The organism is Pseudomonas sp. GW822-FHT02G04, from assembly GCF_058802085.1.
Map to the genome: position 1 here is coordinate 151274 of NZ_JBXANU010000014.1, position 6461 is coordinate 157734.

The 6461-nt window shown below is 62.1% G+C and carries 7 protein-coding genes; 3 read left to right on the top strand and 4 right to left on the bottom strand.

The features are described 5' to 3' along the window. Positions 1 to 42: 42 nt before the first annotated feature. The 3 genes from AC1RO5_RS18610 (at position 43) to AC1RO5_RS18620 (ending at position 2107) form a co-directional block, all read left to right on the top strand. On the top strand, positions 43 to 1248 hold the full coding sequence (locus AC1RO5_RS18610) for an MFS transporter (protein WP_493176820.1): 1206 nt from the start codon (positions 43 to 45) through the stop codon (positions 1246 to 1248). 124 nt (positions 1249 to 1372) lie between these two features. Next, the gene (locus tag AC1RO5_RS18615) at positions 1373 to 1627 is read left to right on the top strand and encodes a hypothetical protein (protein WP_018926197.1); all 255 of its coding nucleotides are present in this window, start codon (positions 1373 to 1375) and stop codon (positions 1625 to 1627) included. Positions 1628 to 1726: 99 nt separating this feature from the next. Then, a complete protein-coding gene (locus AC1RO5_RS18620) occupies positions 1727 to 2107 on the top strand; it encodes a Rho termination factor N-terminal domain-containing protein (protein ID WP_086944608.1) in 381 nt (126 codons plus the stop codon). A gap of 28 nt (positions 2108 to 2135) precedes the next feature. Here AC1RO5_RS18620 and AC1RO5_RS18625 read toward each other — a convergent pair whose 3' ends face one another. The 4 genes from AC1RO5_RS18625 to AC1RO5_RS18640 are packed head-to-tail and all read right to left on the bottom strand — an operon-like array spanning position 2136 to position 6302. Continuing rightward, positions 2136 to 3065, bottom strand: coding sequence for a PfkB family carbohydrate kinase (locus AC1RO5_RS18625; protein ID WP_493176821.1), 930 nt, complete (start codon positions 3063 to 3065; stop codon positions 2136 to 2138). Continuing rightward, positions 3058 to 4536, bottom strand: coding sequence for a purine-cytosine permease family protein (locus tag AC1RO5_RS18630; RefSeq protein WP_493176823.1), 1479 nt, complete (start codon positions 4534 to 4536; stop codon positions 3058 to 3060). The genes AC1RO5_RS18625 and AC1RO5_RS18630 overlap by 8 nt, the downstream gene beginning before the upstream one ends. A 57-nt stretch (positions 4537 to 4593) precedes the next feature. After that, positions 4594 to 5592, bottom strand: a complete 999-nt coding sequence (locus tag AC1RO5_RS18635; RefSeq protein ID WP_493176824.1) for an ADP-ribosylglycohydrolase family protein — start codon at positions 5590 to 5592, stop codon at positions 4594 to 4596. Continuing rightward, entirely contained in the window at positions 5589 to 6302 is a 714-nt protein-coding gene (locus AC1RO5_RS18640; protein ID WP_493176826.1) for a GntR family transcriptional regulator, read from the bottom strand. Before AC1RO5_RS18640 ends, AC1RO5_RS18635 begins: the two co-directional genes overlap by 4 nt. Positions 6303 to 6461: the final 159 nt, after the last annotated feature.

Sequence of the window (6461 nt, forward strand, 5' to 3'; positions counted from 1 at the left end):
AGATAGATGACGTTCACTTCTATCGGGTCAAGGAACAGCCTCATGTCTACCGCCGCCCCACCAGTCTCAAGCAAGTTATTCGGCCTGTTCTGCCTCGCCAGCTACTTGCTGTCGTTGTCCTATGGCTCGACCTTTTTGCTGTCGCTGCTGATCAGCTCGCGAGGTGGCAATGAACACGATGCCGGCAGCGTGATTTCGGCGGCAATGCTCAGCACCTTTGCGGCGGTGCTCGTCTCTGGTCACTTGTCCGACCTGCTCGGCGCGGCGCGCTCCATTGCCCTGTTCAGCCTGTTGCTGGTGGTCGCCAGCCTGGGGTTTGCCTTGACGCCGGGCGTTGGCCATCTGCTGCTGTTTTTTGGATTGATGCTGGGGTTGGGCTGGGGTGTTTTCTACACCCTCGGACCGATCATCGTTGCGAGCCTGGTGACGCCCGCTCAACGGGCCAAATACTTTGCGTTACTGTCGGGCAGCATGATGACCGGGATCGGCAGCGGCCCACTGTTAGGCCGCGCAGCCAGTGCCCTCGGGTATCCGGTAACGGCCGCGTTTTACCTCGCTGCACTGGCCAGTCTGATTGGCGCTTTGCTGTTCTGGCGGCTGGATGCCCGGCTCAAAAGAACGCCCTCCGCGTCTGCGTCAGTCGCACGCATTTCCTGGCGCGCAACGGCTCAGGTGTTGTCCTCCAGAGCCGTGTTCCCGATCATCATGGTCGGCCTCGGCGGCTGCGTGTTCGGCGGATTATCGAGTTTTCAAACCAGTTACGCGGCGTCTCGCTCACTGGATTATTCACTGTTCTTTTTCGGCTTCATGGGCGCGGCGATCAGCAGCCGAATGCTGATTGCCGGCTTCGTGGTCAAACGCGATCCGTTACGTGCATCCTGCCTGTTGTCCGGCCTGATGATGGGCTCGATCCTGATGTTCGGTTTTGTGGTCGACGACAGTTTCAGCTATGTGCTGGCGGCAGCGATGCTCGGGATTGGTTATGGACTGACGTATTCGGTGATCAATGGCCTGGCGGCGAACGAAGCACCGTCCGGTACCACCTCACAATCCTTGCTGTTGTTCAGCCTGTCCTACTTCATCGGCGTGTTCGGCTTTCCACTACTGGCCGGGAAAATCATCGTCGAATACGGGATGCTGACGTTGTTGCTCACGGTACTGTCGGTCGCCCTGCTGAACTGGCTGATCACCGTGGGGCGGTTGGTCTGGCGTCACGTCAGCAAGGTCACAACGTTGCAGCAAGCCTAGCCCGCCCCTGGACCACTCGTCGTTCCTCAGGCACCAATCCAGGTCTGGGACGGACCAATATCGAGTAAGGGCTCGCCGATGCGAGCGAGGAGCAACACTCGTCCATCCCAACCAAGAGGTCACCATGAACGTCGATAAAAACCTGGAAAAAGAAGTCCTGACCCGCCTGCTGCATGCCCATCCAAGCGGGTTGGGCAAGGAGGTTCTGGACAATTACCGGGGGGAGAAAGTCGTGGCCAGCACCCTCGCGACACTGCAGGAGCGCGGGCTGATCCAGCACGGTCATGTGATCTGCAATGAAGCCGGCGAGCACTCGCTGAACCTGCCGATCAAACTCAGCGCCGCTGGGGTTGAGGCGGCACGCAAACTGGATAACTAGCCGCGCAGGAGCTGCCGCAGGCTGCGATCTTTTGCCCGTTAATGTTTGAAGATCATAAGATCGCAGGCTTCGCCAGCTCCTACGACCAGGAGAAATCTCATGCCTCGTGGAAGCAAAGACAAATACACCGCCGAGCAGAAACGCAAGGCCGAACACATCGAAGAAAGCTACGAACGCAAAGGCGTGTCGAAAGATGAAGCCGAGGCTCGCGCCTGGGCGACGGTGAACAAGCAGTCGGGTGGCGGTGAGCGCGCCGGCGGCTCGGGACGCAAAAAACCGGCCGCGGCCAAGTCTGCCGATCGCAAGGAATCAGCCCGACGTGCAGTGGCCACCCGTGAGGGCAAGCCGCGCAACAGCAAGGCTTCACGCGATACGCAGACGGTGGACAGCCTGATGAAGGAAGCCCGGGCGAAGAAGATTCCCGGGCGTTCGAGCATGCGCAAGCAGGAGTTGATCGAGGCGTTGCGCAAGGCGGGTTGAGGGTGAGTTTGAGGGCCTCAACGCAGGATCAGGCGTCAAAAGTCTCGCGGATCAACGCATCCACCTCAGCCGCCCCCGGCGAAGTCGCCGGCCCCCAACGAGTGACCGCCAACGCCGCTGCCGCATTCGCCCGCCGTGCCGCTTCAACCGCCGATAAGCCCTGCGCCAACCCGGCCACAAACACCCCGGCATGCGCATCCCCCGCACCGTTGCTGTCGACGGCCGTGACCTTGAATCCCGGCACCTGCTGACGGTCGCCATGCTGGCTGATCCAGCAGCCCTGCGGCCCATCGCGAACCACCATCAGGGCGTCCGCCGGCAAATGATCCGCCAGAATACTCAACGCCTCGGCAATGTCCGACACCCCGGTAAACCGCAGCGCCTCGACACTGTTGCTGGTCCACAGATCGATGCGCGGCAGCAAGACCTTCATCAGCGGCGCGTCCGGCGAATCCACCAACGGGCCCGGGTCGAACACCACCTTGATCCCGTCCGGCAGCTCCAGCACCCAATCCACCAGCGCCAGAGCCTTGCCGCGATGCAGCAGGCTGTAGCCACTGACGTAGACAAAGTCTCCCGCCTCGGCCGGCACACTCGCCAGGTCTTCGGCGGTCAGTTCGCCTTCGGCACCGATGTAGGAGATGAACGTGCGTTCGGCCGAGGCTTCGGTCAGTGCGACGCACAGTCCGGTATCGCGCTCGGCGCTCTGTTCGATGCCGATCCGAATGCCTTCCGCAGTCATCGCCTCCCGGGCCAGATCACCGAAACGGCCGTTGCCATGGCGCCCGAGGTAAACCACCGGCAAGCCGTTTCGCTGGGCCGCGGCCATCACATTGAAGCCGCCGCCGGCCTCGAAACGGGCGGATTGCGCCAACACGTCACCGCCCGAATGAGGCAGTTTATCCACGGCCATGACCAGATCGATGATGACCTGGCCGGTGTGCAGCAGCCTAGACATGAACAGGCTCGAGCAACGCGGCGCGGCGGTCCTTGGCACCGCCGAGCGCCCAGTAAATCCCGCCAGCCACCACGAACGTCACGATCCAGCCCAGACCGTTGTGGCCCAGCCAGAAGTCAGACAGGAAGCCCCGGAACCAGACATCTTGTTCAGTGGTGCCAATGGTGGTGAAGCTGAAACCCAACACAATCGCCACCGCCCACGCACCGAATGCACGCCACTCGACGCCGCCGCGATACCAGTAGGCGCTGCTCGGGCTGACGTCCAGCAGGTCCTTGGGGCTGTAGTAATGACGATGGATCAGGTCGACCACGAAGATCCCGACCCACGCCGTGATCGGCACCGCCAGCAAGGAAATGAAGGTGATGAACGGACCGTAGAAGCTCTCGGCGATCAGCATGAAGTAGATCGAGCCGGCGAAGATCGCGACGATATCGACCACCACCGCATACACGCGCTTGACCTTCAGGCCGAGGGTCAAGGTGGTCAAACCGGCGGAGTACACCGACAGGTTATTCGACAGCAGTAGCCCGCCGAACGCGGTGATCAGGTACGGCACCGCCATCCAGGTCGGCAGCATGTCGCGGATCGCGACAATCGGGTCAGTGGCCGAAGCCAGATCATGGTTGCCCACCGACAGCAGACCGCCGAGAGTGATCAGCAGCACCAGCGGAATCCCCGCACCGAACGCCGCCGACGCCACCAGGCGCACGGCTTTGACGCTGCGGTGCTGGTAGCGCGACATGTCCGCGCCGGCGTTGGCCCAACCGATCCCGGTACCGGCGGCCATGGTGCCGATGCCGATGATCATCGCGCTCAGCGGTGCTGGCGTGGCGTTGAATACGGCGCTCCAATCGATGGTCGCGCAGAGGAAACCGCCGACCAGGATGTTCAGCGCACCGAACACGTAGGTTGCCCATTTCTGGATCACCAGCAATGTGGCGTGGCCGAGACCGGACACCGACAACGTCAGCAGCACGAAAATCGCGATGAACACCAAGGTCAGCAGCGGCGCGCTTTTGGCTTGCACCGGCGAGCCGAACACTATCGAGCACAGCGACAGCAAGACGAACGCGGCGGTGGTGGTGTTGACGGTTTCCCAGCCCAGACGCGACATCAGCGAGACCAGCGTCGGGCCGATATTGCCGCGTACGCCGAAGATCGCTCGCGACAGCGTCAGGCTCGGTGCGCGACCACGACGACCGGCAATGGAGATGATCCCGACCACCGCGAAAGAACCGGCGGCGCCGAGGATGGCGACGATGATTGCCTGCCAGATCGCCAGGCCGCGAAAGGCCACCAGCGTAGCGCCCAACGGCAAGCCGAGGATGGAAATGTTGGCCGCGAACCATACCCAGAACAGCTGCAGCGGATGACCGTTGCACTCCCCTTCCGGCACCGGTTCGATACCACGGGTTTCCAGTTGTCCGGCGCTTTGTCCGGAACTTTGCCCGGCGCTCGATGAACTCATGAAAATGCTCCTTGCAATTATTGTGGTTGTGACCCCTCCTACGGGGTTGTGCGTTCCTCAGCGTAGCGTGAGGAGTCCTTGCACCAATGGTTCCAGCTCCAACGAGTTAACCGCTTTAACCTCCTCGATCATTGCCACCGGCCAACTCTCAAGCCCCAGACACGCCCCAAGCATGGCGCCGAGCATCGCCGCGATGGTGTCGGTGTCACCGCCCAGGCTGGCGGCCATGCACAGCGCCTCGAAGGCCGTCATCTCGCCGATGGCCACTTGCTGGGCCAGCGCAAACGACACCACCACCGATTCCTGTGAGGCCACCGAAGTGCCGATCACGTCGTACAACAAATCCGCCAGCAACGCCTTGTCGCTGTCGATGCCGATGCTTCGCGCCCAACTGATGCGCGAGGCGATTCGCCCGCCGGCGACCCAGTGGCCATGGCCTTCGGCCTGCTGCGCGATCTGCTGGCCGAGGTTCAACGCCTCGCCCAGGTCCATGCCGTTGATCCCGGCGGAAACCACCGCTGCCACCGCCGCCGCACTGGCAATCCCCAGCGTGGTGTTGTGGGTCACCTGACAGGCTTGCACCACGGCACGGATGAAACGCTCGGGATCGGCGACATCGGCCGCAATCCCCACCGGGGTGATGCGCATCGCCGCGCCATTGGTGGTGCCGTAGCGCCCCGCCTCTTCCAGCGAGTGCCCGGCGAGGATCATTTCGATCGCGCGTTTGGTCGAAGGGCCGAGCAAGTCTTGCGAGCCCTTGGCCTGCATCCCGGCTTCCCATTCGATCAATCGTTGGGCCAGTACCGCCGGTTCGATCCGGCCCTCGCCTTCGATCAACAACTGGCCGACCAGAATCGCCTGCTCGGTATCGTCAGTGATCGAACCCTTGGGCAGATTCGCGGCGATCGGTTGATCGGGACCTGCGTCTTGCAGGTCAGTGATTTCAACGAAGCGCGCCTTGATTTCGGCGCGGCTCAGGGATTGGGTCGGCATGCCCAGCGCATCGCCCAGGGCCAGTCCATAGAACGCGCCGAGGGCACGGTTGAGCGCGGTCATTTTGGCGTTCCAAACTGCAAATGCAGACGAAAGTGCACCGGATCGAGCAGGCTTTCGACCTGCTCCATAAAACGGTTCTGACGGTCGTAGGTGGTGCGCAGGGCCTTGAGGAACACCGTGCCGACCGGGCGTCCGAGCAGCTCGGCGTCTTCGGCGTTCAAGGGTTCGGCACCGATCCACTGATCGCCGTGCTCGCCGACATAGCCGTAGGCAGCCAGCGTGATGGTCAGGGAGTTATCGATCAGTCCCACTCGCGGCAAGCCTTCCAGGCCTCCGGTCGCGGGCATCAACGCGCGCTCCAGGGACACCAGCGTGCCGTCGGTGGCGCGGCGACGTCGGTCGAGGGTAATGAATTGATCGGTGCCGAAACGCGACAGCAGGTCAGGCCGAGTCACCGCCTCCAGCCGCAGCACCTCGGTATTGATCAACGCCCCGCTGTCCGCCAGCGCCTGGGCCCAGCCGCTGCTCTGATCGAGCACTACGCCGTCGTAAGTAACGATGGAACCGACTCCGCTTTGCGTGGCGATGTAGTGACGCCGTTTCAGTTCGGCCAGGGCTTCACGCAGCGTGCCGCGGCTGACCTTGAATTCTTGAGCCAACTGATGTTCACCCGGCAATAGCAAGCCGTCCTCCATGAGGCCGCTTTCGATGCGCCGGACAAGCTCGTCGACTATCTGTTGTTTCTTGTCAAATCGTACCGGTCTAATCATGTACACCTCGGGTGTACTGTCATAGCTGAAACGGGTTGAGGCGAGCAAGGAATATTTTGTGGGGCGCGAAGATCGTTCCCATGCTCCGCGTCACTAGTGTCCGGTAAAAACTAAAGGGGGAGCTTGCTCCCCCTTGCTGTGCCTGCTTCGTAAGCAATA